The following is a 24990-nucleotide window of genomic DNA, read 5'->3' on the forward strand; positions in this document are numbered from 1 at the left end:
GAAATAGGGTCTGACCCCCATCCGGTGTTGTTAAAGTACTGATATATCAATGATAATACAAAAATATAATTTTGGGAAATGGGGTCTGACCCCTAAAAGTGACCCCAAAAAGGAGGAGAGTATGGAGCGGGAGTTGTTGTTTGTTGGGGAGCGGCTGGCGGAGTTGTTGGAGGCCGGTGATCCGGATGATTTGGCTGTTGTGAATGAGGGTCTTCAGTTATATCGCCAGGGGCTCGTTGATCTGAAAGAGGAAGCGGAAGACTTGATTACCGCGGAGGTGCAGGATGTCACGCGCTATAAGGCAAGGCTGAACTTGCTTTTCCCTCAGGATGGAAGCTGCACCTGCGATTCCAGGTTTATTTGCCGACACCAAATGGCCGTATTCTTCTCCGGATATTCCGAGCACGCCAGTGTGTCCGATTGGGTTAGCGAATGGAACGCGCCAAAATCCACACCTACCCAGGCTTTGCAGCAGGTAAAGCGGGCAAGTGAAATATTTAAACATACAAAGGAGAAATCCATCATTTTAGAAAAAAGCTATCCATCATGGAAGCAATTCGTGCACGATACCTTCACTGAGCAAGTGGAGCCTTATATAGAGGAACCGCCTTACATGATTGAGAATCATATACAGACTTTCTTTAAACGTCTCAGCTCCAAAACCCCGATGGAACGGGAATGGAAGCTGCTTTATCATTTTGTGACCCATTTTTGTACGTTGCAGCTGACTATGAGAATGATCCAGCTACATAAAAGCAACACCCAAGCGGTCCGTGTCTTTTATGCGCTCGCCGCCGATTTGGCCGAAGAGCTTCATGAAACGGTGCAGCCACTGAGCAGACAGGCCCGTCCCTTTGCTTTTGATCCCTTCGTCTTTAGCATTAAGGAAGATGTAGCGAAGCTACTGGACGGCAGCGAAGGGTTGGAGTATGAAAAAATCGACCTCTACCGGGAAATCTGGAGCTACCTGTTCACCACATCTTCGTGGCGTAAAGAGGAGCTGAACCGAGTTCAGGAGGAACTGCCCAAGCAATATGCAGGCACGACGGAGCGCATTTCCTATACCCTGGCTACGATTCACCTATCTCTGATGGAGAATCAGGACCGACAAGCGATCGAGCTTCTCCACGAATTGAAGAAGGAAGCCTGTCCGTATATTTTTTATTGGCTGGAGTTCCTTTCCGATTCAGAGGACCGTACTCGGGCCATTCCTTTCATTGAATTCATCAACGCCCATGTTCAGGAATTCTTGATTGATCTATCCGATTATTATCAGCGGGTCGATTTTGTCCGGACCTTCACGACCCTGATTACAAGCTGTTGCTTTAAGTTGAAGCGGAATGACTTGCTTGAGAAATTCTTTCGGGCTACCCTTCCCCATAGCTATTGGAACTATGCGAACTTTCTTTTTGAACAGGGCCAATATAAAAAATGGGTGGAGATGCATATCTACTCCGAAATCAGCATTGACTTAATAAGCACTGAATCCATCAAGGAAGTCGTCTCGAAAGATCCGGAAGTGATGCTTCCCCTCTATTATCATGCGGTACAGGAAAAAGTGTCCTTGAAAAACAGGCCAGCCTATAAACAGGCAGTCCGTTATTTGAAAAAGATGCGTACCATCTATAAAAAGATGAAAAAGGAAGAGGTATTCGAACGGTATATGCAATATGTAGTCGATTCGACGAAACGACTGCGCGCTTTTCAAGAAGAATTAAAAAGGGGAAAGCTAATCGATGTTTAATACAGGAAAATTAAAAATCAAAATAGCGGCTCTCGAAAATGGATCCTACGTCCTTGGTGTCGTCAATGAAGATAATAGCTTTCTCAATACAAGTTACATTCGAAGACTGCTGTTCAACTGGGATGACGCCAGTTTTTATGGCACAAAAATGACGACAGATACAATAAACGAAAACCCTGTTTTCATTCTTGATGCCTGGGGACTGCTGAACTTTTTCGCGAAGGAAAGCTTTAACTCCTTTATAGAATGGGAATGGTCCGAGCTCTCATCCTTATGCCTATCCGCAGCCCCCGTACTTCATGAATCGATTGAAGCGGGGATTCCTGTGCCTGATTTCACGAATTTACAGTTGGACTCCATCGGCTGGAAACTGCCGGAAGAGGTCGAAGAAGAATTCCTTCCTTCCTTTTGGGAAGAGGAGATTCCTTTGGACCTCCCTTCACCTGAAGTGGAAACCAATCGGACTTTTATCGAGAAATGGTATAATGGCGCCGCTAATATGTATTTGAAGACCTACTCGCCGATGCACAATAAATGGAGCGAAGCGGTTGGGGCCTTAAAGGATTCAAGGCTTTCTCCGGAAGAGTTGCAGGCGTTTTTCGATCAGGACAGCTGGCAGGAATGGCTCGGTGTTAACCCGGATCCTAAACCCTTCGCCATCGGTCTACGCTTAACCGAACCACCTGAAGGAAATGGCCCATGGAAGCTAGACGTCACGCTTCGCTCTAAAAAAGATGAAAGCATCATCGAAACGTATACTGGCAAGAAATTGCCGCGTGGCTGGAATAAGTACGCAAGTGAAGTCGTACGGGCGACGAAACGCTGGCAGCTCGTCGTCCCATGGATTGGGGAAAAGGGCCGGTTAAAAAGCGAGCTATCCGAAATCGATGCCTGGGAGTTTTTGACCGATGCAAGCGAAAAGCTGCTATTTCTCGGTGTCGAAATCCTCCTTCCATCCTGGTGGGTCGCTTTGAAGGAATCCTCCCTCAAAGTGAAGGCAAAAGTGAAGAGCCAATCGAATCGCGGCCCTTCCTACGTTGGGCTGAAAGCATTGATGGACTTCGACTGGAGATTCTCCCTGAATGGTAAGGAGCTCACTGAGTCCGAGTTCGCGGAGCTCGTCGATGAGAAACGCAGGCTTGTCTATATCCGCGGCCAATGGGTCAAGCTCGACCCCGCTTTCATCAAGCAAATCCAGAATCTGATGGAAACTGCCAATGAAAAAGGCATCCAACTGACTGATTTGCTACAACAGGAGCTTTTAAATAGTGAAGGGGAAGAAATTGAGGATGACCCGGAAAACGGCGAAATGCTCCGAATTCAATTCGAATTGAATCAGGAGCTTAGAAAAATGGTCGGACGACTGCGGGAAACCAAGAACATTTCGATCATGCCAGTCCCTGGGACATTGCAAGGTGATTTACGGCCCTATCAAAAATTGGGCATGAGCTGGCTTCTGTTCTTAAGGGAATATGGATTTGGCGCTTGTCTCGCGGATGATATGGGACTTGGGAAAACCGTCCAGATGATTGCCTACCTCCTTTATGTCAAGAATGCCGAAACGACTGACAAGGAGCTACCTACCCATGAAGAAAAGGTGCAAACGAGCGAACCCATCATTGTCGATGAGGAAAGTGAAACGGAAAGCACCGATGAGGTCGAAGTAATCACCAACCCGCCTGAGCATGTTCCTGTTCAGGCCGCGTTGATTGTCTGCCCTACATCGGTACTCGGCAACTGGCAGAAGGAACTGGAAAAATTCGCTCCATCACTCAAGGTTCACCTTCATTACGGTTCGAGTCGGTCCAAGGGTGATGCGTTCATTAAAAAAGCTGCTACCCACGACATCATCCTGACTTCGTATGGCCTGACCCACCAAGATGTGGAGGAATTGTCCTCCATCCATTGGAGCAGTGTCATACTAGATGAAGCACAGAATATCAAAAACGCCCAAACGAAGCAATCCAGGGCGGTCCGCAAGCTTGATGGACGTCATCATATCGCCTTAACGGGTACACCGATGGAAAACCGCTTAAGCGAGTTATGGGCCATCTTTGATTTCATTAACAAAGGCTACCTGGGAACGCTTGGTCAATTCCAGGAAAAATACGTGACCACCATCGAGCGGGAAGAACAAAAAGATAAAATCAAAGAGCTGCAACGCTTAATTCAGCCCTTCCTGCTTCGTCGGACAAAACGGGATAAAGAGGTCGCATTGAACCTGCCTGATAAGCAGGAACAAAAAGAATTCGTGCCGCTCACCACCGAGCAGGCTTCATTATATGAACAGCTAATCAAGGATACCTTTGCAGACATCGAGCAGTTGTCCACCTTTGAACGCAAAGGGATCATTCTGCAGATGCTGAATAAACTGAAACAGCTCTGCAATCACCCCGCCCTTTATCTAAAGGAAACTGAAAAGGAAAACATCATGATGGCAGCTAGCCGATCCGGGAAGCTTGAGAAGCTAACGGAAATCGTGGATGCTGTCCGCGAGCAGGAGGAAAGCTGCCTCATTTTCACCCAATACATCGGTATGGGGAACATGATGAAAAAACTGCTCGAAAAACGCTATGGCTTTGAAGTTCCCTTCCTGAACGGAAGTGCGAACAAGAAACAGCGTGATGATATGATCACCCGCTTCCAAAATGGCGATTTCCCAATCTTCATCCTTTCGTTGAAGGCTGGGGGCACAGGCCTGAATTTAACGGCGGCAAACCATGTCATTCACTATGATCGCTGGTGGAATCCTGCGGTTGAAAATCAAGCCACTGACCGTGCCTACCGTATCGGGCAACAGCGGTTCGTTCACGTTCATAAATTGATATGTACCGGGACGCTTGAAGAAAAGATCGATCAGATGCTCGACAAAAAACAGGCGCTGAACGATGAAATCATCAGTAGTGATAACTGGATCACAGAACTTTCCACTGATGAAATCAAGGACCTCGTCTCTCTTCACTAAGTTTTGCTAGTTAGACCACTCAATAGCTTTCCTGATTAATCGGGTTTCAAGCTATGGGTGGTTTTTCTTTTTGTGTTCCAATCTTTCGGATTGACTATAAAAAAAGATTGGTAATTTCCATGACTGATCATGATATGCTCCAATGCCGTTGTAAGCGCTTCACCTTTATTGGGCAAATATCTCTCTGAGCGTTCTTCAATGATGACCTTTTCTCTATGGGGATCATATGTGATCGAAGTCTTAGCCATATCCTTTTCAAAAAGCGAAAGGGTTACATCCGGAATAAGCGGATATTCTTGATAAGACGAATCGTGCCGGGGTTCCTTTTCAAATGGAGAATTAGCAAGTTGAAGTGCATCAAAGAAACTCGTTTTTGCTAGTGACCTATCATAATTTTCATATTTAACTGTAACACCACGACCATATTCCTTCGTAGTCAGACCTTTTTTAAAATTCATCGATTTCCTCCTCTTATTTAGTTCCATATACCTATTTCGGTATCATCTTTTTATTTTCCTTCTCTATTTCAAAAAAAGAATGCTTCTCATGGATTACGTTATAAGCAACGTAATAATCCATCAAACGTGTGAAAGGGTGCATACGCAGCCTCAACATAAGAAAAGCAGCCCCCTCTGTAAAAAGGGAGCTGCCATTTTATTATCGTTTCGCTTTATAGATGTAGGTCGTTTTCTTCGTCTCATTTCCGGCAATATCCGTGACCTTCCATTCGAATGTATTGTTGCCCACTTCAAGTGGCAACTCAACATCCTCTATCGTTTCTTTGAAAGAACGCATTTTGTACGGTTCCTTAAATTCATGATAGAATACTTCACTTCCGTTCAAGTAAAGGCGGATTTCATCGAAGTTGTCCTCGACGGTCACATCCACTTTCGGGTTCGGTTTTTTGGCCCCTACCATCAGGGGTGCTCCTTTGACCTTCAAGCTTGGTTTCTTTGTGTCCACCATGAACATCCGTTTGAAGGAAATTGTATTACCGACTATGTCCGTTGCTTTAACCACGAAGCTTTGGACGCCGTCATTGTATTTCTTTTTATACGAGAATTCGTATTGTTTCTTCTCTTCATTATATTTCACTGGGACATTTTTATCGTCGATCTTGAATTCCTTGATGCCAGATGCTTCTTTAATGTACCCCGTAATCGTCACATTCTTCGTATTGGTCACGCTCAACACTTCAGGACTCGTGATAAAGACGGATGGGGCCGCTTTATCTTTTTCAACCGGCTCCGTATCCTGAGTCAAGTCCGCTTCATCTGTCTTTTCATTACCTGCGAAGTCTATGGCAACAACCTGTACTTTCTCACCCTTCACATCCGGCAAAGTATATTCTTTTGTATCCGCAGCAAGCGGTTCTGTTATGATTGATTTCCCGTCTATCTGTACATCGTAATACGCCAAGCCTGACCCTTTGGCATTATCCGATCCTTCAATGGTGACCACCTTGCCACTTTTTGAAATCTTGACCGTAGGTGCCACTGTATCGACTTTGACAGGGATCTCAAACGTCTGCCATTTAGCTCCCTCATAATCGATCACTGCTTTGACTTCATAGATATATTCACCGTCTGCAACGAGCTTATTATTGATTTTGCCCTCCCATTTACGGGCGGGGTCTAACGTATAGGCCGTCCCACTTCCGCCGTCATAATAGTCCTTCCGCACCTGATTCTCCGTACGGATTGTCCGGACCGATTTTTTCGCAGCATCCATGATGTTGTATTCTACTTTTTTCGCATTTCTCAAGAATGATAGAATCGGGATAAAATCATCCTGCGCTCCGTCACCATTCGGGGAGATCGCGATATATTTCCGGTCAAATATCTTTCCAACCGGCTCATAACCCAGGTAGGTAAAGTCTTCACCTGCAGTTGATACCGCCCCAGCCATGCCGTAGTATGATTCTTCATCATATTTCGTTCCGTCCAAGATAGGTGCCTTATCCCATTCTCCTTTGAACCCTACATATGGAACGTTCAGTTCTGGATTATTGTCTGCCGGGTCTTTCAGTGTCACGAACCCTTCAACAAAGTACCCATTTGGAAAGACCTTATCGATTGCGACTGGCGTCTGGAGGTCGTCCCCAAGCACCTTAGCCTTGGACAGGTCCACCTTCACTTCAATGTTGACCGATTTCTTTGCAGGTATAGTGATTTCTTCTTGTTCACGGTTATTGATTTTTATCGTAGCATCCTGAATTTCCTGTGCTTCTAATTGATTGGCTGCATAACCAAGCTGTCCCTGAATCGAATAGTCTGTTTGGATATTCCCCAATACATCATATTTGACCGCTTCGTCACTTATATTTTCAACCTTCAAAGTAAAAGCGAACGTATTTCCAACTTCTTTCAATGCAACCTTCGCAACATTCGTAAATGCCTCGGTCACGACCACCGGCGTAGCCAACGCGGAATTCAATTGCATGATCCCGGCTCCCTGCCTGCGCGGCGAGTAGGGAATATCCCACCCAAATGCAGCATTGACCATTCCTTGATCGGTTACAGTTCGAGAGGTATTCATCATTAGGTTTTTGGCCAGGTTTGCCCGGTCGAACCCTTTTGCGTTCAAGTCTTTATCGACTCTTTCCAATACGAGGGCAGAGCCTCCCGATACGTGAGGAGCCGCCATCGACGTACCGCTCATCATGCCGTATTCATCATTGTTCAATGTCGAATAGATTTGTCCGCCCGGCGCTGTGATTTCCGGTTTGAAATCAAGGTTCGGTGCGACGCCCCATGAAGTAAAAGCACTCATTTTCCCAGCCTCGGGATTAGCTGATTTCACCTTATCCCCCTTGAAAGTGAGCGTCACTTTTTCACCTTCCGATAAGGCGGCTTGTAGCTTCGCACCATCCGATTTAAGCATGAATAGCTGTGGAATCGTTATGCTAGGCTCTGTTGCCATGGATACGTATCCATCGGCATTGTTATAGATGATGACACCTGTTGCTCCTGCATTCTGAGCATTTTGCGCTTTTTCGATAAAAGTGATTCCCCCACGCTCGATAAGGGCAAACTTGCCTTTGACATCCACCTTGGCTAGCTCCTCAGGGGTTCCAAGGCCTGCATCGACTAGTTCGTGCGTCTTTTCCTTTAAAGCGTTAGGATGCACACTGGAAGCCGACATGAACGGTGCTTTCCCTTCCTGCCCGTTCAACTGATAGGTAGCAGCATCTAAATCAAGATAGTTGTTTTCAATCGATGCCACTTGAAGCGAATCATAGGCAAGTCCCGGAGAACCCGCTATGCCGATGTCTGGATTCGTTGCCCATGGATTCGCGAACCCATTTCCAAAGTGGGCAGAGTTTCCTGCGGAAATCGACATCACGATTCCATTTTCCACGGCCCTTGATACGGCCTGTTGCTCAGGATCTTCCTCTGAGACGAAGCCTGCCGTCGAACCAAGACTCATGTTCAAGACATCTGCCCCAAGAATAATGGCATCATCAATGGCCTTGATGTAAATATCCCCCCAGGTCGTCTTCACAGCAGGGTCATTCCCGAACACCTTCAAAGCTAAAAGCTGGGCTTCAGGGGCCACCCCTTTAATGCCGCCATTCTCTTCATCCCCATTAGCCGCTGCGGTCCCGGCAACGTGCATCCCATGCATCGAAGCTCCCTCAGCAAGATCGAGGATTTCTTGATTGTCATCCATATAGTTATATCCGTAAGGGACCTTTTCCGTATAATACTTTCCAAGTAACTGGTTGGCTTGTATCATTTCACTGACTTCCGTTTTCGTCAGTTCTGCCTTTGAAGCATCACTGAGGATCATGTCACGGTGAGATGGGTCAATCCCGGTATCAATGATTCCGACGACCATCCCTTCCCCCGTATAGCCGTACTCCCGCCAAGCTTCCTGGGCTTGGACCAGTTCCTTGCTATATACCATATCCGGTTTTTCAACAGGTCGTTTATATTCATTCGCAATATGTACTTCAGCCACTTCAGGCAAGGCTGCCACTTCTTTGACCTCTCCATATTGTAGCTCTGCACTGAACCCATTCAAGACTGTCGTAAAACTTTCAAATTCCTTTAAAGCTATCTTCTTCTCTTTTACTTTATTTTTCACTTTTTTCTGGCCTGATAGTTTTTTAGACTTCAATTCTTCCCTTTTGCTTTTAGAAAGGTCTTTAAATCGTTTACCTTCCTTAGAGGCATATTCAATGGCTGGGGCTTCCTTCATCTGTACGATTACCCTAACCTTTTCATCGGTTTTGTACTTCTTATCTGTCTCTTCTTTCTTCAACTTCAGGATACTTTCCTGATTTTTCTGTCCCGCGCTCTTTCCAATCGAAGGATCAGGAAGATTGGCAGCGGAAACCGTTGCTGTAAATACTAATAGAAAGATTGCTAGAATGGGCAAAATGCGTTTAATCAATGAACGATTCCTCCTATAAAATTAGAATTTTCTATATTTTCCCTTATAGGTATAAAAGTATCACACCCTTTATCATGAATTTAAGAGATAATAGTCACTATTTTCCTAGAAGACTCTAGTATAATATGTTTATTTTTCAATACCTGTCATTATTAAGAGATTATGGAAAATATCAAAGCACAAAAAAGGCGGTGATTCGGAAAATCACCGCCTCTTCCTCTTTAGTTTTTCATTCTTGGATCCAATGCATCACGTAGGCCATCGCCCATCAGGTTGAAGCCAAGTACGGTCAACATGATGGCGATCCCTGGGAATAGAACGGTCCAAGGCGCCTGAATGATGAACTGTCTCGAATCAGCAAGCATTTTTCCCCATTCAGGTGAAGGTGGTTGTGCACCCAGCCCAAGGAATCCAAGCGCCGCACACTCAATGATGGCGGTCGCTATCGCTAAAGTCCCCTGAACGATGATGGGCGCAAGGCTATTCGGCAGGACGTGGTGAATCAAAATCCGACCATCCCCCATACCGATTGCCTTAGCGGCCGTTACATACTCCTCTTCTTTTACAGTCAAGACCCGTGATCGTAAAAGTCTACCGAACGTAGGCACATTGACGATTGCAATCGCGATGAGTGCATTGCGCAGGGATGGTCCCAATACGGCAACAACCGCTATGGCTAGCAGGATGCTCGGAAACGCCAGTACAATGTCAAACAGCCTCGAAATGATCGTGTCGATCCACTTGCCATAATACCCGGCAATGATACCGAGGAAAGATCCGACCACTACAGAACCGGCCACCGATAAAAAGCCGACCCATAGAGATAAGCGAGAGCCATAGATGATTCGGCTCAAGATATCGCGGCCAAACTCATCCGTGCCAAACCAATGCTCTGACGAAGGGGACAAATGTTTATCGCTGAGCTTCTGCCCTTCGTAGGAATAGGGTGCAATAAGCGGGGCGAAAATAGCCAGTATAATGAAAAATAGGACAATGCCGAGGCCAACCAGGGCAACCTTATTTTTCTTGAAGCTTTTCCAACCTTCCTTCCAGGGAGAAATGGCTTTTTCCTCTACCTCTTGAGGGGGAATGATCGGCGGTGTATTCGTAACAATTTCAGCCATGAGATATCCTCCCTATTTATATTTAATCCTAGGATCAATCGCTGCATACAAAAGGTCCACAATCAAGTTAATCATGACGAACAAAAAGGCGATGACGAGAATTCCCGATTGAATGACCGGATAATCCCGGTAAAGGATAGCTTCATAGATATATGTTCCAATACCCGGCCATCCAAAGATGGTTTCCGTTAAAATCGCGCCACCCAATAGTAGACCCGTTTGCAGACCGATAACGGTGACCACTGGAATTAAAGCATTTTTCAGGGAGTGCTTATAAACCACCCAGAACATTTTCATGCCCTTCGCGCGAGCCGTCCGGATGAAATCGGACCTCATGATTTCTAGCATGGATGAGCGTGTCATTCTCGCAATGATCGCCATCGGGATGGTTGCAAGTGCAATGCCCGGTAAGATAAGGTGTTTCACCACTTCAATGAACTGATCGAACCTACCGGAAACAAGGGTATCTATTAAATAAAAGCCCGTTATCGCTTCCACAGGGTCTCTTATATTGTCCCGTCCCGTTGTTGGAAGCAAGTCCCACTGAATCGCAACAAGATACTGTTCCATAAGGCCAAGCCAGAATATCGGCATCGATACGCCAATTAATGCAACAATCATGGCCGTATAATCAAACCAGGAATTTTGGAACCATGCCGAGATGATCCCGGCATTTACGCCGATAATGACCGCTATAACCATCGCAATCAGGGCCAATTCCATCGTGGCCGTCAAGTAAGGCCAAATTTCCTCTGAAACAGGGGTATTCGTTTTTAGAGAAACCCCCAGATTGCCTGTTAACAGGCCAATTAAGTAATCCCAGAACTGAATGAACCATGGTTGGTCCAAACCAAGCTCCTTTGTCATGGCAGCGACGGCTTCTTTCGTTGCCTGCTGCCCTAATATTACCTGGGCGGGGTTTCCCGGTATCGCCCGAATCATCATGAATACAATAAACGCCATTCCGAGAAGCACCGGAATGAGAGAACCCAAACGTCTTATGGTATAGGAAAACAAAACACTCACCTGCCTTTTTTACACATGGGCTTTTAATCGCCCTTCATTCTTTAAATCTTTAATTCACATGACAAAACCGGGGAGCATACATTCATACCCCCCGGTCCGTACAATTAATTTTCGATTGACACGTTAATTAGAGACTGAGAACCTGTAGGATGCGGAACGAATCCTTTGATTGTCTTAGTACCAGCTAATTGTGGCAACGAATGTACAAGTGGTACCCAAGGTGCTTCTTCATGTATGATTTCCTGTGCTTTTCCGTATAGCTCATTACGTTTCGCTTCATCTGCAGTAGATTGAGCTTCAATCAATAATTTATGAACTTCTTCGTTTGCATAGCGAGAGTAGTTATTCGAGCCGATTGTATCTTTATCCAATAATGTATAAAGGAAGTTATCGGCATCTCCATTATCACCAGTCCAGCCAAGCATGAACGATGGAGCTTCACCGGCTTGTACTTTTTCCAAGTATGCAGCCCACTCATACGTCATGATATTGGCTTCAATATTGACTTGTTTCAGACTTGCTTGAATGGCTTCAGCGACTTTTTGTCCATCAGGCATATATGGACGTGGTACCGGCATGGCCCATAGATCCATTTTGAATCCATCTTCAAGACCAGCCTTTTTCAAAAGTTCTTTTGCCTTTTCTACGTTGTAATCATAGTCTTCAATTTCATCATTGTATCCAGAGACGGATGGTGGCATTGGATTCTTCGCAGGCTCAGCCGTTCCTTCAAAGAAGTTATCGATGATTTCCTGTTTGTTGATCAAATGGGAAATGGCTTGACGCACTTCCTTTTTATCAAATGGCGCTTTTTCAACGTTAAATCCAAAGTAGCCAACGTTCATGGATGGACGTTCAAAGATTTGAAGGTTTTTGTCCCCTGTCACTTTGCTGATATCACTTGGGTTCAATCCGTCCATTAGGTCGACTTCACCTTTGATTGCTGCATTCAAACGAGCCGAGTTATCTTTGATGACTTTAAACGTGATGCCATCAAGTTTTGGCAATCCTTCTTGCCAATAGTCTTCATTTTTCACGACTTCAATCGTGTCGCCTGGTTTCCATGATTTGAACTTGAAAGGACCCGTTCCAGACGGATTCTTGCCGAAATTGTCTCCATCTTTCTCAACTGCCGTTGGACTTGCAATGGCAAATGGTGACATCGCAACGTTTTTCAAGAATGGTGCTTGTGGGCGTACTAGTGTGAATTCCACTGTGCTATCATCAAGAGCTTTTACTTCTTTAATCACGTGGCCTTCGTCACCTTCAAAGCCACCGAACATGGAAGCATAGTAAGCAAATTTCGCTTCATCCTTACTTGTTGCCCAGCGCTGAAAGTTCTTAACGACCGCTTCCGCGTTGAAATCCGTGCCATCGTGGAACTTAATGCCCGTTTTCAGCTTGAACGTATAAGTTTTCGCATCTTCGGAAACTTCCCATGACTCTGCAAGACCCGGTTCGATTTCCGTATTGTCTTCTCCGTATTTCACAAGTGTTTCATAGATTTGCTGTGTGACGATATAAGACTCGCCATCCGTTACGATAGCAGGATCAAGTGAAACCGCATCTCCGCCTTTACCGTATATTAAAACCCCGCCGCCCTTTGCCTCGCTTGAGCCGCCTTTTTCGTCATCCTTATCTTTCGATGTTGATGATGAACAGCCAGCAAGCGCAAGTGAAATGGCTAAAATACTGGTTAACAATAAAGCTAATGTCTTCTTCATATTCTTCCCCCTATTTTCTGTAAATTTATGTATACGTCCTATCAATTATATAAATGACAAGAGACGTAGTGACCTGGTTTGTGTTCCTGTAAAATTGGTTTTACAGTCTTGCATTCTGGCATCGCTTTCGGGCACCTTGTATGGAATGTGCATCCGCTAGGCGGGTTGGATGGACTCGGGACATCGCCCTGCAATATGACCCTATCGCCCTTATACTCTACATCCGGAATCGGAACCGCCGATAGTAAGGCTTGTGTATACGGATGTAGCGGATCTTCATAAAGCCCTTCACTTTCCGTCAATTCAACAATATGTCCTAGATACATCACGCCTACCCGATCCGAGATATGCCTGACGACTCCGAGATCATGGGCAATGAAAAGATAAGTGAGGTCAAAATCCCTCTGCAAATCTTGTAGGAGATTTAACACCTGTGCTTGAATGGAAACATCCAAAGCCGAAACAGGCTCATCCGCGATAATCAGCTTCGGATTGACGGCTAGTGCCCTGGCGATGCCAATACGTTGCCTCTGACCACCACTGAACTGATGTGGGTATCGTTTGGCATGGTAACTGCTTAACCCAACAACCTTAAGTAGCTCCTGCACACGCTTTTTCCGTTCTTTCTTATCTTTGACACCATGGACGATGAGTGGTTCTTCCAATATCTTTTCAACCGTGTGCCTAGGATTGAGCGAGGCGAATGGATCTTGAAAGACCATTTGCATTTCGCGGCGCATCTTCCTCATTTCACGGGTGGATAGTGTCGTCAGGTCCTTACCCTCAAAGTAGACATTACCTTCACTAGGCTCGAGTAATCGAAGCAAAAGTCTGCCCGTCGTCGATTTACCGCACCCGCTTTCACCGACAAGGCCAAGCGTCTCACCTTTGTTTATGGAAAATGACAAGCCATCGACGGCTTTCACCTCACCGATCGTTTTACCGAGCACTCCCCCTTTGATTGGGAAATGCTTCTTCAGGTTTTCTACCTTAACTAATGGTTGAGTCATGCAATGGTGCTCCTTTCGCATCTTCGTACAGCCAACAACGTACTTGTTGCCCTTCATCAAACGCCAGAAGAGACGGGGTTTCATTCAGGCATTGCTCCATCGCATGAGAACAGCGAGGGGCAAACTGGCAGCCAAGTTTGCTCGTACCCGGTTTTGGCACATTTCCAGGGATTGAATAAAGCCGTTCCTTTTTTATGCGCATATCAGGAATCGATTGCAGGAGGCCAATCGTATACGGATGCTTAGGGTTTTGAAAAACCGTTTGCACTTTTCCCTCCTCGACCACCCTTCCGGCATACATGACAATGACACGCTCACACATTTGTGCCACTACACCAAGGTCATGGGTGATCATCATGATTGCTGTATCTGTCTCCTTGTTCAGGTTCTTCATCAATTCTAAAATCTGGGCTTGAATTGTGACATCCAAGGCCGTGGTCGGCTCGTCCGCTATAAGAAGCTTTGGCTCACAAATCATGGCCATGGCAATCATGACACGCTGTCTCATCCCGCCCGAAAGCTGATGAGGGTATTCATCTATCAGTTCTTCGGCTCGTCCAAGCCCAACCAACTTCAACATTTCGACCGCTCTTTGGCGGGCCTGTTTTTTATTCCATTTTCTATGTATCCGAAGTGTCTCCACCAATTGTTCTCCAATTGTGAAGACAGGGTTCAAGCTTGTCATTGGTTCCTGGAAGATCATAGCGATTTCATTTCCCCGAATCTTTCTCATTTTAGCTTCAGATGCGTTGGCAATGTTACTTCCCTTAAACAATATTTCCCCTTCTACCTTACCGGTAGGCGAAGGCACAAGCCCCATGATCGACAAAGAGGTTACACTCTTCCCACAGCCCGATTCCCCGACAATTCCTAACACCTCACCAGGATTGATATGAAAATCGATGGAATTCACGACAGGAATCTCTCCATCGTCAGTACGAAAGCTCGTTCGTAACCCGTTGACTTCAATAATTGGAACACTCATAATATCACTTCCTTCATATCCATATTTTACATTTTTAATATTATTTGGTTTATTATTACATCAAACTTAACATTTTACAATATATTTTCTTAAAATTCTAACTTAACAGAATAATATTTTTTAATTAGTTCTATAGTATTAGCTTCATAAAAAGAATGACTGTACAAGTACAGTCATTCCAAAAAGGGGAAGAATCAAGCTTTTGATTCTTTTTATGAGGGGATTCGGGGACACTTGCGGGGAAAAGCCAAGTCGGCTTGGGGAAATAGGAAAATAACAGGGACTTGCCACTATTAGTATACTTTTCGAAGGGTATCGCTTTTTATAATTCACCAACTTTCTCTAAATTTGTAACCCTTTTGTCTAATTTTTCATTATGTTCATGTAAATACTTGTTATACGATTCTAATTGGGCTACTTTTAACCTGAGGTGTTTCAACTCATCTTCATTCTCTTTTGTTTGGACATGGGTCTTGGCCACATGCCCAATTAAGTCACCAATGAGTTGTTCTACTCGTTGCTTATCCTGCATCGAACTGAACAGGAGTCGGTTTCGCTTCTGCCCGTTGGAAAGCATTCCACTTTTTTCACTCATGCTTCACCTCCAAGTAAGCTATAAACCAATATGTTCGAATTCCTTTGCCTTGCCATCATTCTGTTGCTTAGTCCCTATGAATTGAACCAGCTCGGCAATAACTTCGGTGACATATACTTTTTTACCCTCTTGGTTGTCATATCTCCTCGTTTGAATTCTGCCCGTAATCCCGACAATCGAACCTTTTTTACAATATTGTGCTGTATTTTCGGCTGTTCTTTTCCAAAGGGTACAGTGTACAAAGTCAGCCTCGTAATCCCCTGCATTATTACGAAAATTACGGTTCACAGCTAAAGTAATATTGGAAACCGCCTTGCCATCTGGCGTATACCTTAATTCGGGATCCTTCGTCAATCGTCCGACAAGAGTTACCTGATTTATCATCTTCTTCCTCCTTCCTTTCATGATCTAATCATAAGATTTTCTTTTAAAAAGGGGAAATCGACAAAATGGACGAATGCCACTCATTTTGGCTTTAAAAACCGTTATATTACACCCATAACTCTTTTTTGCAGAAAAATTGTTTACTAAAAAGCTTAAACCTATCAATTTGGACTTTTTTTTACTTTTAGCGTATTTTTAGGTTTATCATTTTAAAAAATCAAAATATTCTAGTATGATATAATTACCTTTAAAAGGAATTAACAGGGATAAATGGGTATATGACTGTCTTCTTCATAAAGGCAAGGAATGGAGGTATTTAATGAAATCTTTCAAATTAATCTATCTACAGATTGTTACAGAGGATTCACGATTAATTGATATACCCTTAACCGATGGACTCATCATTAATAAAGAAAATGATATCAGCTCGTGGCTCCTAGAGGCCTTTGTGGCAGAAAAACATTTTCATGAGTTTGCATCCTCACTTCCTGATATTGATGGAGAAGTGACCATTCAGGCTGTTATAACGAAAAAAGACAATGAACCCGCTTTATTCGATACCGTCCTGCGTACCATTAAAAAAGTCGATGGTCACTATAGCCTTTTATTTGTCGGCCATATCAAAAAAAACCACACAAAATATGCAGAACTTCTTCTTGAGGATTTAGTCTATAAAGGCTTGGAGGGCGAGGATTTAATCAGGGAATTCAAGAAAAAAATTAAATCCAGACCTAAACTGGCCACCTATAAATCGTCCATAAAATAAAAAACTGGCTTAGCTGAAGGGAATTACACCCGCCATTGCTAAGCCAGTCCTCTTTATATGCCTTTTATTTGTTATCTTCGCCTTTTTTCTCAGCATCTTCAATTAAATCGTCAGAATCATTGTTGTTGTTCGTTGTATTGTTATTGTCATCGCCATTCATCGTATCATCATTTTCGATCATACCGTCGTTATCCGTATCAAGATTGTTATTATCGTTTCCAGTGCCTCCATTATCATCGACACCATCATTTTGATTTTCTTCGATCATGTTGTCATTCTCGGGTGCAGGATTGTTGTCATCATCATTTCCACATCCAGCAAGGAACATGGCAGACATCAAAGATCCCCCGATTAGCGCATAAAGTCTTTTCTTCATCATGAGTAGGTAACCTCCCTTCATTCTTTATCATTTAGTATTTTGCCCGAATGTAAAAATAACTTGCGCCTTATTTTTAATTAGTAAAATATGCTTGAACTTCTGCATATAAAAGATGCCGGACATAAATGTCCGGCATCAAAGGGAGAAAAAATGGTTGTAAACAACTAACTGCAATCATTGTAGCTATCAGCTGCATCGTATATGTATTATGTACACCTAATTCGTTCTTCTTAAACATTCTTGCTCAAAATGGCCATATTTAGCCCTTTTAAGCTTATTTATCTCCAAAAGCGAACATGATTTCCGTTTCACAGGCAACTTCGCCATCTACTGTTGCGACCGCTTTTCCTTTACCAACCGATCCCCTTAACCGAATAATTTCTACTTCGAGGCGGAGTTGATCTCCCGGTTTTACCTGGCGCTTGAAACGACAGTTATCGATTCCTGCAAAAAAGGCCAGCCGCCCTTTAAATTCTTCTTGTTTCAATACAGCTACAGCACCTACTTGCGCTAACGCCTCCACAATCAATACACCCGGCATAACAGGGTAATCCGGAAAGTGGCCATTGAAAAATTCTTCATTGGCTGATACATTTTTTAATCCTACAGCTCTTTTCCCATCTTCCACTTCAATAATCCGGTCAACTAATAAAAAAGGGTAACGATGGGGGATGATGTCCTTTATCTGCGTAATATCTAACATGGCTTTTCCTCCTAATAATGATATTGCCTACTTTTAACGAAAACTCGCCCCTCCCTTACATAGGGAAGAGGCATGTTGTTGCCAATTGAAATTTTCTAAAACGGTGGCAACTGCGTCGACAGACTATTTCTATGCATCTTCATTTACAATATCGATGATATGGGTCCATGTGGATTTCTTGAAAACATCCGTTGCCTGCCCTCCGCCAATCACACTATAGCCTATTAGTGAACCGGCAAGTAAAGCGATGAATATCAATCCGATGATCATAAGTAAACGCAGCCAGATCGGCAAAAGCCGGACCTTGATTCTTCGGTTCGGTTGCGTTGTTTTTGCTTCCTTGACCTCTTCACTCACTTCTTGTCTCATTACACTTTTTTGTTCCATACCCATACAAAAGCTCCTTTTTTCAGAAAACTCGCCGAATAAAAGCGTCTTGGCTTATACATAAATAGAAGCATCAAATCACATGCCATGTCAAAATGAATGAGCGTCAACGGTCCTCTTTGCTAAAGTATAATGAAAAACGCTTCAATATGAAACCTAAAGCCATGATTTTATACCCTATCGCGCTTACCGAATCCCATTAATCAGTCCACCCATTTGATCGGCCATCGTTATCGCCCGGGATTGAAATTGATATTGACGTTGGGCATTGATCAAATCTGTCATCTCTTTTGATAGATCGACGTTTGATGATTCAAGTGAACCTTGTTTCACTGCGATTTCTGTACGGTCATCCCCCGTCAATAGCGTCATGATGTCGTCTTCCGCAACACCCAATTCACCGAGGTTGCCCGGGAGCCCCAACAGATTCCCCCCCAATTGTTCCAGGAATTGCGGTTTTTTTACAGAAACGATACCAAGACCGAAGCTTCGCTCTCCATATTCTTCTGTATCCACCTTCAATAAACCTTCTTCCGAAACCTTTATATCTTTGATGCTGCCATCAATTAGAATCGGATTCCCATATTCATCAAGGACTTGATGTCCGGCTGAGGTAACGAGCATCATTTGATCTGGGTTCGCCTCGTTAGGAGAAAGATAAAAAGCGCCATCTCTCGTTAAACGAGTGTTGGTCCCTCCGTCATCCTGTACGTTTACCGTGAAAAATAGATCTTCCTTCGTCAATGCCACATCCAGGTTGCGATCGGTATTCTTTAGCGAACCTTGTGTCAGCACGATTTGGGATGGATTTAATTTGGCACCCGTTCCCTGACGAATGCCCGGTGTGGTCAGTCTTCCGATTTCCTTCGTCTCACTCGGCTGATTATTAAAACTTTGGGTTAACATATCACTAAAGCTGGTTTGCGTCTTTTTATAAGCCGTGGTATCCACATTAGCAATATTATTGCTGATCTGATCAATTTGACTTTGAATTTGGTTGAGTGTATTCGTCGCGGATAACATCGTTCGATTCATAGACATTCCCCTTACTGTTCAAATTTCCTAAAGATTCCTTCTACAAATCCATAATTAGAGTTTCCCCACTTCATTAACCGCTTTATCGAGACTCTTATCATAAGCTTGAAGGACTTTTTGATTCACTTCAAAAGATCGGTACGCCGACATCATTTCCGTCATCGTCCTCGATTGATCGACATTAGATCCCTCAAGGAAACCTTGTTTCGTTGAGAAGGTCAATCCTTCTGCTGCATACGCATTGGGCAATTCATTATCGACAGCCCTATATAACCCTTCGCCATCTTTCACGAGCTGTTTAGTGGGGTCGTCTGCATAACCGATGCCAAGGCGGGCCGCTTGATTATTGCCTTCAAAGATCATTCCCTTTTCGGTCACGGTGAAGCGATCATTTTCAAGCTGTATCCGTTCATTGTTCTCGTCCAAAACATAATAGCCTTTAGAATTCGTCAAATAGCCTTGTCCATCCAGAGTGAAACTGCCGTCCCTTGTATAACGCATTTGCCCGTCTTTATCTTGGACGGTATAAAGGACCGACCCGGCCTTCCCCGTTTCCTCATTGATGGGAAGATTTTCATCTGCTAAGGCAATATCGGTACTAAGCTCCGTTTCTTCAAGGGTCCCTTGCGTGAACAATGGACTCGCTTCTTGTACATAAACGCCTGTACTAAGACTGCCCACTTGCGATAACTTGGGCACGCTTAAATTGTTTTCGGTAGGTATTGCATTACGCTGCATATTGCCAAGTAACATTTCCGGAAAAGACCGTACACTGGTTTGATCGGCTTTAAACCCGGTTGTATTCGCATTGGAGATATTATTCGTTAGCATTTCTGTGCGTCTTTGCTGTGTAAGCATTCCAGAAGCGGCTGTATAAAAACCTCTTAACATTTTATTTCACTCCTCATTCCACAAAAGTATTCCGTTCATTTCCTATATGTATCTTATCGGATATAATCGTCTGTATTTAAGGGGAAAATAAATGCTTGGTCCAGAATCATTCATTTCTTGTTTTAGGATAGGTCAGATTTAAAGGAATAGTGTTAAAGTTCCAAACTAAAAGAATAGGGTCTATTGCTCATCAGTACTAGAACTGCACGGACTTTCACTATGCTTCATGTGTGTCTGAACCTTAGACCCTTATCTTATAATGCAGCTTTTTACGGCCGCTTTTTTTAATTGAATTTGCGCCTTGGCAATTTATCCATATTATCTAACATGATTCCCGTTCCAATCGCTACGCAATCCATTGGATGCTCTGCAACGAGTACAGGGACTTTAAGTTCTTCTGCTAAAAGCAGGTCGATGCCATGAAGCAATGCTCCACCACCTGTTAATATCACGCCACGGTCAATAATATCAGCAGAAAGTTCTGGTGGTGTCCGTTCAAGCACAGCTTTGGCAGCTTGTACGATAACGGAGACTTGTTCACGCAGCGCCTCCTCGATTTCTTCCGAGTTAACGGAGATGGTCCTAGGTAAGCCTGAAACCATATCACGTCCGCGTATATCAATTTCTTCGTTGCGTGAACCTGGGAATACCGTCGCAACCTGCATTTTGATATTTTCAGCTGTACGTTCACCGATTAGGAGCTTATACTTACGTTTAACATAGTGTAAGATTTCATTATCGAATTTATCCCCGGCCATTTTGATCGAAGAAGACGTAACGATATCTCCCATTGAAAGAACCGCGATATCCGTTGTACCACCGCCAATATCCACGACCATGTTACCGCTTGGTTGGAAAATATCCATGCCAGCACCGATTGCAGCCACTTTAGGTTCTTCTTCAAGGAATACTTTTTTCCCGCCACTTTTTTCAGCAGCCTCTTTGATTGCCTTTTGTTCAACACTCGTGATGTTTGTTGGACAGCAAATCAAAATCCGTGGCTTAGAAAGAAAGCCTTTCACATTTAACTTATTTATAAAATGCTTAAGCATCATTTCCGTTACATCGAAGTCAGCAATGACACCGTCTTTTAGAGGGCGAATTGCAACAATGTTTCCTGGTGTCCGGCCTACCATTTTACGAGCCTCATCACCAACAGCAAGAACACGGTTCGTATTCTTATCAATGGCTACTACCGAGGGCTCATTTAACACTATTCCTTTACCTTTGACATGTATTAGAACATTGGCTGTTCCAAGATCTATCCCAATATCTCTAGCAAACATTTCTTAAATCCTCCTTGAATATCCTCACATAAAACCTAATTCTGTCCTAATTGTTTATTTTACCATATCGCCTTGTCAAGAAGAAGTATGAAATACAAATAAAAACGAAACCTGTCCCGTATTATCCTATTTAACATAGATATATAAAGGATTTCCATATTAACAAAATTAATCCATAAAAAAATTCCGGGTTGGAGGTTCCTGACTTAGGTGTAGAAAAGGACATGTTTATATGCCATCCTTTGTCTTTACCCTAATCCCTTGGAATCATTTCCAATTTCCGGAATGGATTTGTGGTTTACTTAGCGATTTCTTCTTCTTTTTCTGACCGTTTATATTTGAGCTTTGTCGCTTCTCCACCCCGAAGGTGACGAATGGATTTATGGTAATCCAATATATCCTTCACTTCGTTAGCCAATTCAGGATTAATTTCCGGAAGCCTCTCCGTTAAATCTTTATGGACTGTACTTTTAGAGACACCGAATTCTTTTGCAATGACGCGGACCGTTTTTCTAGTTTCCACGATATACTTGCCTATCTTGATAGTTCTTTCTTTGATGTAATCGTGCACACCACTCGACCTCCCCAAATTGGATGTGAGAAGTGTGAAATGAGATTCGTATTTTTCGAATCGAATACCCCTGTCTTATAAACAATGAAAGATAGAATGATCAACTATTAGATTATTTGTAATAAACGACCCCTCACCTCAAACACTCTCTTTGCATGGTTTATAACATCTTATTAGCTTGGTTAAGAATATATGCCTAATGGACAGGGTGTTTCGTTTTATTTATCAACATTCTGCCGTTCCTTTTCCAGTAACTGCATTATTTCCCGAGAAATATGTCAGATACTCAGACTTTTTCTCATATATTCCACTATCTCCCCGAAATTAAAAAAGGGAGCCGTTCAAATTGAACGGCCCCCTTTTTACCAAATTTTCAGTTGTTGTACTTCTTAACGCTCATGGTTTATGTTTTGATTGTATTTGAATTTTTTATTGTGATTAATTTGCTTCCTTTAATGAATCTTCCAAAGAATCGCTTTTCTCGGTAGAATCTTCAGCTGGGGTGGAGTTATCATCTTCAGTGCCACTTTCTAGCTCAGTGCCTGCATCAGATTCGCCCGTTGCTGGTGATTCCTCTGTCCCTTTTTCAGAACCCTCGGAAGCAGGTGCTTCTTCTTTGCCTGCTGAATCATCCTTGTTACCTTCTGTTTCTTCAGTTGCTGTTTGTATAGCGGATGCTTGCTTTTCAATAAAATCAACTGGATTCAACGCGATGTCGTCTTTTCTGATTTCGAAGTGAACGTGAACGCCTGCCTCTTCATTGATTTGGCTTTTGCCTGAAGTTGCGATAGCTTGTCCTTGTTTCACTTTGTCCCCAACGGCAACCTTGATATCCTTAACAGATTGATAACGAGTAACGACGCCATCTTCATGCTCAACTTCAATCAAATTGCCAAGTAGAGCGTCTTCCTGTACTTTCGATACATTACCGCTCAATGATGCTTTCACATCGAAAGATTTTCCATCTTCCATTGCAATGTCGATCCCTTTATTCTGCTCATATCTATTGTTGTAGAAGACCAACGCATCTTCTTGTGCCTTCTCATCTGCATTCACGTCATAGAATTGTTTTTTGATGACCGTTTTATCGGCATTGGCTACAGGCATCTTAACGGTTTCCAGATCACTATTCACTTCGACTGAAGGCTGATCATAGTTTTTTCCTGTTTCAGCTGAATCCTTTTTCTCGTCCTTAGCTGAATCATCAAAACTATTTTGTAATAAAAAGGCCGCGGCTAAGATTAAGGCTGCACTTGCGATATAGATTGCTGATAATGCCCAACGCTTTTTGAGTATTCGTTGGATTTTGGAAGTTGGTCTTTTTTCTTCCTCTCTCATATTAATCACCTCAGCAACCATTCTGAACATTTTGCCAAGATTATATACATCCGAGTGAAAAAAATTTTAGATTTATTTTATGAAAAAGAATCCGATTTTATTCGTAGAATGGTAAAATGTTTGGTATCTTGCTATTGAAGGATGTTTAATTGATGAAAAAGACCATTAAAATCTTAGTAACGATTCTACCTTTTCTTTACATGATTGCTATTTGGATAATGTCGAGTAAACCTGACGACATCATCCTTGACCTCCCGTCCTCAACAGTGGATCGATTCATTAAAGAGGCGCTCCATTTAGTCGAATTTGCGATTTTGTACATATTATTCGTTTCTGCACTTGCTGTTAATCATAAGCTGAAGCCTGGATTTAGTTTGGTAGCCGCATTCGTTGCCGGTCTATACGGTATCGTTGATGAATATCACCAGTCATTCATCCCATACCGCTCTGCATCCTTGATTGATGTGGCGAAGGACATCATTGGCGTGCTCGCTGTCTATTTTCATGTGCAGTATCACTACTTCAAGCATAAACGAGGCTTTCTGACCCTACTAGAAAAATTCGGCGCAAAAAAATGAGAGCTGGGAAAACCCCTACTCTCATTTTTTTGCTGTCATGGTATTGATCCACTTACTTGAGGACTGTACTTTGACGCCTTTGTAATAATACTTCACGATGTCTTCATAGTTTTTCCCTTCCCGAGCCATCCCATTGGCACCATACTGACTCATTCCCACTCCATGACCATATCCTTTTGTCGTAATGACGATTTGATTCCCTTGACGCTCCCAATCAAAGTCGGAGGAATTCAAGCCGAGTTTTTCCCGGATTTGCATCCCCGTCAATTTCTTCCCTCCAATTTCAACTAGAGCCACTCGATTTCCGGTTGTCCTTTGAACGACTGTACCGATTGTCGTCCCCGATGATAAACTCACTCCTAACTTCCTCTCGAAATCTCCCGCATCGACCACCATCTTATTATAGAATTTCGGCGATTCTTTATCCCATGGGCTAGACACGCTTTTCAAGTAGGGAAACTCTGCTTGCCAATATTCCTCGGAGTTCTCCGTATACCCATTGCTTGTCGAAAAGAAAGTGGCGGTGATCGGTTTTCCATCATAGGTCAATATCTTGCCTTCCGTTGCCTTAATGGCTTTATCTATCTTTTTCATTTTCCATTTATAATCAGAGCCCCACTGCTTCTTCAGCTCGTTATCATTCTTATACACTTGATGCATTACCGTATCCCCTACATCAGCTCCTTTTGGCAACCCCCGGCGATTATTGCTCATCAACTGATTCACGATGTAGGTCCTTGCCGTCAATGCTTGCGCCTTCAACGCTTCTTCCTCAAAGTCCGCAGGCATCTCTGCTGCCACAACACCAGATAAATATGTTTCAAGTGGAAGCTTTTGAATCTTTTGGGTAGCCGTCCGGTACACGGCCACATCAATGGAACTCATTTTATTTGCAGCCACTTCTTTTCCTTCTTCCTTCTCTTTTTTCTCTAATTGTTCAGCTAACTCCCCACTTGTTACATCATTGGAAAACGGAAGCACAAGCACTGCTGGAATCATGATAATGACGAATGCTACAGCTATGGATAGTACAATCACAGGTTTCATTGCTTTCAAATTCCTGGGCCTCCCTAAACTTGTTCTCTGCTTTTTTACAAACTA

General features: G+C 43.5%; 22 protein-coding genes. 4 read left to right on the forward strand and 18 right to left on the reverse strand.

What is annotated here, in order from left to right; genetic code table 11:
• The first annotated feature begins 121 nt into the window (after positions 1–121).
• Together ACIQXU_RS14725 and ACIQXU_RS14730 are read left to right on the forward strand one after the other, a co-directional pair.
• Positions 122–1744: a hypothetical protein gene (locus ACIQXU_RS14725; RefSeq protein ID WP_402990431.1), complete on the forward strand. Its 1623-nt coding sequence runs from the start codon at positions 122–124 to the stop codon at positions 1742–1744.
• A complete protein-coding gene (locus ACIQXU_RS14730) occupies positions 1737–4709 on the forward strand; it encodes a DEAD/DEAH box helicase (protein WP_402990433.1) in 2973 nt (990 codons plus the stop codon). The genes ACIQXU_RS14725 and ACIQXU_RS14730 overlap by 8 nt, the downstream gene beginning before the upstream one ends.
• Positions 4710–4744: 35 nt before the next feature.
• Here the strand turns inward: ACIQXU_RS14730 and ACIQXU_RS14735 are convergent, their stop codons facing one another.
• The 9 genes from ACIQXU_RS14735 to ssb form a co-directional block, all read right to left on the reverse strand.
• Entirely contained in the window at positions 4745–5167 is a 423-nt protein-coding gene (locus ACIQXU_RS14735; RefSeq protein WP_402954813.1) for a hypothetical protein, read from the reverse strand.
• A gap of 199 nt (positions 5168–5366) precedes the next feature.
• The gene (locus ACIQXU_RS14740) at positions 5367–9107 is read right to left on the reverse strand and encodes a S8 family serine peptidase (protein ID WP_402990436.1); all 3741 of its coding nucleotides are present in this window, start codon (positions 9105–9107) and stop codon (positions 5367–5369) included.
• Between the two features lie 221 nt (positions 9108–9328).
• Complete coding sequence (locus ACIQXU_RS14745; RefSeq protein WP_402870427.1) at positions 9329–10231, reverse strand: ABC transporter permease; 903 nt, start codon at positions 10229–10231, stop codon at positions 9329–9331.
• A 12-nt stretch (positions 10232–10243) separates the two neighbouring features.
• Positions 10244–11248, reverse strand: coding sequence for an ABC transporter permease (locus ACIQXU_RS14750; RefSeq protein WP_402990439.1), 1005 nt, complete (start codon positions 11246–11248; stop codon positions 10244–10246).
• Between the two features lie 113 nt (positions 11249–11361).
• A complete protein-coding gene (locus tag ACIQXU_RS14755; protein WP_402954819.1) occupies positions 11362–12981 on the reverse strand; it encodes an ABC transporter substrate-binding protein in 1620 nt (539 codons plus the stop codon).
• Positions 12982–13022: 41 nt separating this feature from the next.
• Positions 13023–13991, reverse strand: a complete 969-nt coding sequence (locus ACIQXU_RS14760) for an ABC transporter ATP-binding protein (RefSeq protein WP_402954822.1) — start codon at positions 13989–13991, stop codon at positions 13023–13025.
• On the reverse strand, positions 13972–14976 hold the full coding sequence (locus ACIQXU_RS14765) for an ABC transporter ATP-binding protein (protein WP_402990442.1): 1005 nt from the start codon (positions 14974–14976) through the stop codon (positions 13972–13974). Before ACIQXU_RS14765 ends, ACIQXU_RS14760 begins: the two co-directional genes overlap by 20 nt.
• Before the next feature lie 322 nt (positions 14977–15298).
• Positions 15299–15571: a hypothetical protein gene (locus ACIQXU_RS14770; protein ID WP_402954828.1), complete on the reverse strand. Its 273-nt coding sequence runs from the start codon at positions 15569–15571 to the stop codon at positions 15299–15301.
• An 18-nt stretch (positions 15572–15589) separates the two neighbouring features.
• A complete protein-coding gene (ssb, locus tag ACIQXU_RS14775) occupies positions 15590–15955 on the reverse strand; it encodes a single-stranded DNA-binding protein (protein WP_402990445.1) in 366 nt (121 codons plus the stop codon).
• Between the two features lie 319 nt (positions 15956–16274).
• On the opposite strand from ssb, the gene ACIQXU_RS14780 reads away from it, so the two are divergent.
• Complete coding sequence (locus ACIQXU_RS14780; RefSeq protein ID WP_402990448.1) at positions 16275–16721, forward strand: YwpF family protein; 447 nt, start codon at positions 16275–16277, stop codon at positions 16719–16721.
• A 64-nt stretch (positions 16722–16785) separates the two neighbouring features.
• On the opposite strand, the gene ACIQXU_RS14785 is transcribed toward ACIQXU_RS14780, so the two are convergent.
• The 8 genes from ACIQXU_RS14785 to spoIIQ all read right to left on the reverse strand — a co-directional run bounded on the left by ACIQXU_RS14785 (position 16786) and on the right by spoIIQ (position 23311).
• Positions 16786–17100: a hypothetical protein gene (locus tag ACIQXU_RS14785; RefSeq protein ID WP_402990451.1), complete on the reverse strand. Its 315-nt coding sequence runs from the start codon at positions 17098–17100 to the stop codon at positions 16786–16788.
• A gap of 274 nt (positions 17101–17374) precedes the next feature.
• Positions 17375–17803, reverse strand: a complete 429-nt coding sequence (gene fabZ, locus ACIQXU_RS14790) for a 3-hydroxyacyl-ACP dehydratase FabZ (RefSeq protein WP_402870407.1) — start codon at positions 17801–17803, stop codon at positions 17375–17377.
• 129 nt (positions 17804–17932) lie between these two features.
• Positions 17933–18196 (reverse strand): DNA-directed RNA polymerase subunit beta, encoded by a 264-nt coding sequence (locus tag ACIQXU_RS14795; RefSeq protein ID WP_402870404.1) that lies wholly within the window; start codon positions 18194–18196, stop codon positions 17933–17935.
• Between the two features lie 180 nt (positions 18197–18376).
• On the reverse strand, positions 18377–19225 hold the full coding sequence (locus ACIQXU_RS14800; RefSeq protein ID WP_402990454.1) for a flagellar hook-basal body protein: 849 nt from the start codon (positions 19223–19225) through the stop codon (positions 18377–18379).
• Between the two features lie 54 nt (positions 19226–19279).
• A complete protein-coding gene (locus ACIQXU_RS14805; RefSeq protein ID WP_402990457.1) occupies positions 19280–20116 on the reverse strand; it encodes a flagellar hook-basal body protein in 837 nt (278 codons plus the stop codon).
• Between the two features lie 284 nt (positions 20117–20400).
• Positions 20401–21402: a rod shape-determining protein gene (gene mreB, locus ACIQXU_RS14810; protein WP_402870397.1), complete on the reverse strand. Its 1002-nt coding sequence runs from the start codon at positions 21400–21402 to the stop codon at positions 20401–20403.
• A gap of 298 nt (positions 21403–21700) precedes the next feature.
• On the reverse strand, positions 21701–21973 hold the full coding sequence (gene spoIIID / locus ACIQXU_RS14815) for a sporulation transcriptional regulator SpoIIID (RefSeq protein ID WP_402870395.1): 273 nt from the start codon (positions 21971–21973) through the stop codon (positions 21701–21703).
• Between the two features lie 438 nt (positions 21974–22411).
• A complete protein-coding gene (gene spoIIQ / locus ACIQXU_RS14820; protein WP_402954846.1) occupies positions 22412–23311 on the reverse strand; it encodes a stage II sporulation protein SpoIIQ in 900 nt (299 codons plus the stop codon).
• 152 nt (positions 23312–23463) lie between these two features.
• On the opposite strand from spoIIQ, the gene ACIQXU_RS14825 reads away from it, so the two are divergent.
• Positions 23464–23889: a VanZ family protein gene (locus ACIQXU_RS14825; protein WP_402954849.1), complete on the forward strand. Its 426-nt coding sequence runs from the start codon at positions 23464–23466 to the stop codon at positions 23887–23889.
• Between the two features lie 21 nt (positions 23890–23910).
• Here the strand turns inward: ACIQXU_RS14825 and spoIID are convergent, their stop codons facing one another.
• Positions 23911–24945, reverse strand: coding sequence for a stage II sporulation protein D (spoIID, locus tag ACIQXU_RS14830; protein ID WP_402954852.1), 1035 nt, complete (start codon positions 24943–24945; stop codon positions 23911–23913).
• Between the last annotated feature and the right edge of the window lie 45 nt (positions 24946–24990).

Origin of the sequence: Peribacillus sp. NPDC097284, assembly GCF_044761765.1 — a bacterium.
Taxonomy (GTDB): Bacteria; Bacillota; Bacilli; order Bacillales; family DSM-1321; genus Peribacillus.

Excerpts from the sequence above, each read along its gene's own strand:
- ACIQXU_RS14725 (WP_402990431.1), top strand. The coding sequence starts at position 122 with ATGGAGCGGGAGTTGTTGTTTGTTGGGGAGCGGCTGGCGGAGTTGTTG.
- ACIQXU_RS14730 (WP_402990433.1), top strand. The coding sequence starts at position 1,737 with ATGTTTAATACAGGAAAATTAAAAATCAAAATAGCGGCTCTCGAAAAT.
- ACIQXU_RS14735 (WP_402954813.1), bottom strand. The coding sequence starts at position 5,167 with ATGAATTTTAAAAAAGGTCTGACTACGAAGGAATATGGTCGTGGTGTT.
- ACIQXU_RS14745 (WP_402870427.1), bottom strand. The coding sequence starts at position 10,231 with ATGGCTGAAATTGTTACGAATACACCGCCGATCATTCCCCCTCAAGAG.
- ACIQXU_RS14755 (WP_402954819.1), bottom strand. The coding sequence starts at position 12,981 with ATGAAGAAGACATTAGCTTTATTGTTAACCAGTATTTTAGCCATTTCA.
- ACIQXU_RS14760 (WP_402954822.1), bottom strand. The coding sequence starts at position 13,991 with ATGACTCAACCATTAGTTAAGGTAGAAAACCTGAAGAAGCATTTCCCA.
- ACIQXU_RS14765 (WP_402990442.1), bottom strand. The coding sequence starts at position 14,976 with ATGAGTGTTCCAATTATTGAAGTCAACGGGTTACGAACGAGCTTTCGT.
- ACIQXU_RS14770 (WP_402954828.1), bottom strand. The coding sequence starts at position 15,571 with ATGAGTGAAAAAAGTGGAATGCTTTCCAACGGGCAGAAGCGAAACCGA.
- ssb (WP_402990445.1), bottom strand. The coding sequence starts at position 15,955 with ATGATAAATCAGGTAACTCTTGTCGGACGATTGACGAAGGATCCCGAA.
- ACIQXU_RS14780 (WP_402990448.1), top strand. The coding sequence starts at position 16,275 with ATGAAATCTTTCAAATTAATCTATCTACAGATTGTTACAGAGGATTCA.
- ACIQXU_RS14785 (WP_402990451.1), bottom strand. The coding sequence starts at position 17,100 with ATGATGAAGAAAAGACTTTATGCGCTAATCGGGGGATCTTTGATGTCT.
- fabZ (WP_402870407.1), bottom strand. The coding sequence starts at position 17,803 with ATGTTAGATATTACGCAGATAAAGGACATCATCCCCCATCGTTACCCT.
- ACIQXU_RS14795 (WP_402870404.1), bottom strand. The coding sequence starts at position 18,196 with ATGGGTATGGAACAAAAAAGTGTAATGAGACAAGAAGTGAGTGAAGAG.
- ACIQXU_RS14800 (WP_402990454.1), bottom strand. The coding sequence starts at position 19,225 with ATGAATCGAACGATGTTATCCGCGACGAATACACTCAACCAAATTCAA.
- ACIQXU_RS14805 (WP_402990457.1), bottom strand. The coding sequence starts at position 20,116 with ATGTTAAGAGGTTTTTATACAGCCGCTTCTGGAATGCTTACACAGCAA.
- mreB (WP_402870397.1), bottom strand. The coding sequence starts at position 21,402 with ATGTTTGCTAGAGATATTGGGATAGATCTTGGAACAGCCAATGTTCTA.
- spoIIQ (WP_402954846.1), bottom strand. The coding sequence starts at position 23,311 with ATGAGAGAGGAAGAAAAAAGACCAACTTCCAAAATCCAACGAATACTC.
- ACIQXU_RS14825 (WP_402954849.1), top strand. The coding sequence starts at position 23,464 with ATGAAAAAGACCATTAAAATCTTAGTAACGATTCTACCTTTTCTTTAC.